Here is a 3428-nt window from a genome sequence, read left to right on the forward strand (position 1 = left end):
TCACTCTTCCCATTTTCCACGGTTTTGGTGCGTAAGCCCTGGCTCATGCCCGTCATGAACAAAATCCCCTTTGCGCAGGCCCGGCGGGCAGGTATGGACCCCGCCCCAAACTATGAGCAAAAAAAGTGACTTCGGACTCATCGGCCTCGCCGTGATGGGCCAAAACCTCGTTCTCAACGTCGAAAGCCGCGGCTTCCAGGTCAGCGTCTATAACCGCACCACCAGCGTCACCGACGAATTCGTCGCCAAGCACCCTGGCAAGGCCCTCGTCGGCACCAAAACGCTGGAAGAATTCGTCCAGAGCCTCGCCCTCCCGCGCAAAATCCACATCATGGTGAAATCCACCGCCGTGAAGGACAGCGACCGCGACGCCGTGGACGCCGTGATCGAGCAGCTCATCCCGCTTTTGGACAAAGGCGACATCGTCATCGACGGTGGCAACAGCTTCTACCAGACCACCGAGCGTCGCGACGCCTACCTCAGCGAAAAAGGCCTCCGCTTCATCGGCGCTGGCGTCTCCGGCGGTGAAGAAGGCGCCCGTAAAGGCCCCTCCATCATGCCCGGCGGCCCTGCTTCCACTTGGGAAGTGATGAAGCCCATCTTTGAATCCATCGCCGCAAAGGTCGATGGCGAGCCCTGCGTCATCCACATCGGCCCCGGCGGTGCCGGTCACTACGTGAAGATGATCCACAACGGCATCGAATACGGCGACATGCAGCTCATCTGCGAAGCCTACAACATCTTCAAGCACGCCGGCTTCACCACCGACGAGATGGCCGCCATCTTCAACGAGTGGAACGAGGGCGACCTCCTCAGCTATCTCATCCAGATCTCCGGCAAGGCTTTGGAGCAAAAAGACCCCGAAACCGGCAAACCTGTCGTCGAACTCATCGTCGATAAAGCCGGCCAGAAAGGCACCGGCCAGTGGACCCTGCTCAACGCCGCCGAAAACGCCGTCGTCATCAGCACCATCAACGCCGCCGTCGAGGCTCGCATCCTCTCCAGCCAGAAGAAGCAGCGCGTCGCCGCCAGCACCCAGCTCACCGGCCCGAAGGTGAACATCACCACGCCGAAGGCCGAACTCGTCAAAAAAGTCCACGACGCCCTCTACGCCTCCAAAATCGTCAGCTACGCCCAGGGTCTCGATTTGATCCGCAGCACCGGCGAGAAAAAAGGCTGGAACCTCGACCTCGGTCGCATCGCCGCCATCTGGCGCGGCGGTTGCATCATCCGCGCCCGCTTCCTCAATCGCATCACCGATGCCTATCGCACCAACGCCAGCCTCGCGAATCTGATGCTCGACCCGTTCTTCAAAGACGTGCTCAGCAGCACCCAGCAGAACTGGCGCGAAGTGGTGAGCATCGCCACTCTCAACGGCATCCCGGTTCCCGCCTTCAGCGCCAGCCTCGGCTACTACGACAGCTACCGCGCCGAGCGCCTCCCCGCCAACCTCCTCCAGGCCCAGCGCGACTTCTTCGGTGCCCACACCTACGAACGCACCGACAAACCCGAAGGCCAGTTCTTCCACACCGAGTGGCCTGAGGTGATCGGCTGACGTTCGTAGTTCGGGCTTTAGCCCGTTCTGGATCTCTCGAAAGGCGGCTGGTGATCCCATCCGCCTTTTTGTGCGCTAAGGCGGCACGCGCTTGCAACCGCCTCCGTCACAAACCGGAGGTTGCTGGTTGCCTCAGTGAGAGGGCAGATCGGCGCTGGCGTCTGGCAAAGATGCACTGTTGACTGCTGCCCAACATCACCCGGTTGGAAAACTTTTTCCTTTTTTGCGCAACAAGCTGCCGCAATTGGGACAGGAAGTGGTGACATGGATACGCCACACCGGTGCCCCCATTCGGGTAATGCCTGAAAATATGCATTTTCGTTAGAATCGTCTGGAAAGACTTCAACAGAACGATCAAGATGTTCCCTTCATCCTCCGCTGCTGAAGGAGTGTCCGTCGCAGGACGAGGGGGCTAAATTTTCACTTTTGTGGAGCCAACCGGTACCCTTTTCCTAGTTTTTGGGGAGAATCACCTAAACACCTCTCTAGTGAACCCAAATTTGCCTGAACCGCTCTCCATCTTTGCGTCTTACCTGTCTAATCACCACGTGCCATGAAAGCCTCTCACATGCGTTTTTTTCTTGCCTCCATGTTCGGGATGTTGGTCCACAGTTTGCCGTCGCTTCATGGAGCTTTGGGTGATCTGGATGCCACCTTTGGCTCTTCGGGCAAGGTCATAACTAACATCGGTGGAGAGTCGGCGAGGGCGAGCGCAGTGGCCGTTCAGGCGGATGGCAAGATTGTGCTGGTTGGCAGCGCCGAGAATGATGGCCTGGTGGTGCGCTACACGAAGGCTGGAGCGCTGGATGCCGGCTTTGGCACTAGCGGCAAAGTCAAGGTCAGCGGCGCAGGCGGGTTTAACTGTGTGGCGGTGCAGAGCGATGGCAAGATCGTGCTCGCGGGCGTGGATGGTTCGGGCGGCAGCGTCGTGAAGTTAATGTCAGACGGCTCCTTGGACACGACGTTCAGCGGCAATGGCATTGCGACCGTGACGGGCATTGTTCCGGTGGCGCTGGCGGTGCAGAGCGACGGCAAAATCGTGTGCGTAGGCTCGGCGGGCCTGGATGCGGAACTGCGCTGGCAGATCGGCGTGGCACGCTTCCAGACAAATGGGGCGCTGGACACAACCTTTGCGGGAAATGGAAAGCGGATCATGAATCTCGACGATGGCCCCATCGGCAACGAGACCCCTGAATCTTATGCTGGCGGCCTCGCCATCCAGTCAGACGGCAAGATCGTGGTCGGGGGCAGCTTTTCCTCCCGTGCTGCTGTCGCCAGGCTGACCAGCGCAGGCTCTCTGGACACGTCATTCGGTGGCAACGGCAAGATGAATCTCCAGCTCGGCCCTGGAAGCTCCAGGACGAGAAGCCTCGCCATCCAGAATGATGACCGCATTCTGCTCGGCGGAACGCAGTTTAATGTGCAAGGGATCAACTGGGACCAGGATGTTTTTCTGATGCGTGTCACATCAAGCGGCGCTGCGGACTCCACGCTGGGAGGCTCCGGCTATGTCGTCACCGCCCTCCCAGCCTCGGATCCGTTGTGGGGCGGCCTCGAAGAAACTTTGGCGGTCTTTGCGCTCCCGGATGGCTCTTCGCTGGTCGCCGTGAATCACATGGGCGATAGCAGCGGCGCGACGAATCCGAAGGCTGCGCTGATCCGCTACAGCGCGAGTGGCTCGGTGATCTCGCAGCGCAGCACGACGGTGGACGGCTATTTGTCAGGTGCTGCGCGGCAGAATGACGGGAAGGTGGTGATGGTGGGGCAGGATTACTCGGATGAAAATTCCAGCAGCAAGGTTCTCAGGCGCTTCGCTATGCTGGGTGGGTAAAAGCTGAAGGGATTTGCAGGTCGAGACGGCCGGCCATCCAGT

At 59.7% G+C, this 3428-nt stretch carries 2 protein-coding genes; both read left to right on the top strand.

The features are described 5' to 3' along the window. Window positions 1–112: 112 nt before the first annotated feature. Window positions 113–1555 carry a decarboxylating NADP(+)-dependent phosphogluconate dehydrogenase gene (gene gnd, locus IAE77_RS00195; protein WP_294219635.1) on the top strand — a complete coding sequence of 481 codons (1443 nt, stop codon included), beginning with the start codon at window positions 113–115 and terminating at the stop codon, window positions 1553–1555. Between the two features lie 589 nt (window positions 1556–2144). Further along, window positions 2145–3386, top strand: a complete 1242-nt coding sequence (locus IAE77_RS00200; protein WP_294219636.1) for a hypothetical protein — start codon at window positions 2145–2147, stop codon at window positions 3384–3386. Window positions 3387–3428: the final 42 nt, after the last annotated feature.

Source organism: Prosthecobacter sp., assembly GCF_014879935.1.
Lineage (GTDB): Bacteria > Verrucomicrobiota > Verrucomicrobiia > Verrucomicrobiales > Verrucomicrobiaceae > Prosthecobacter.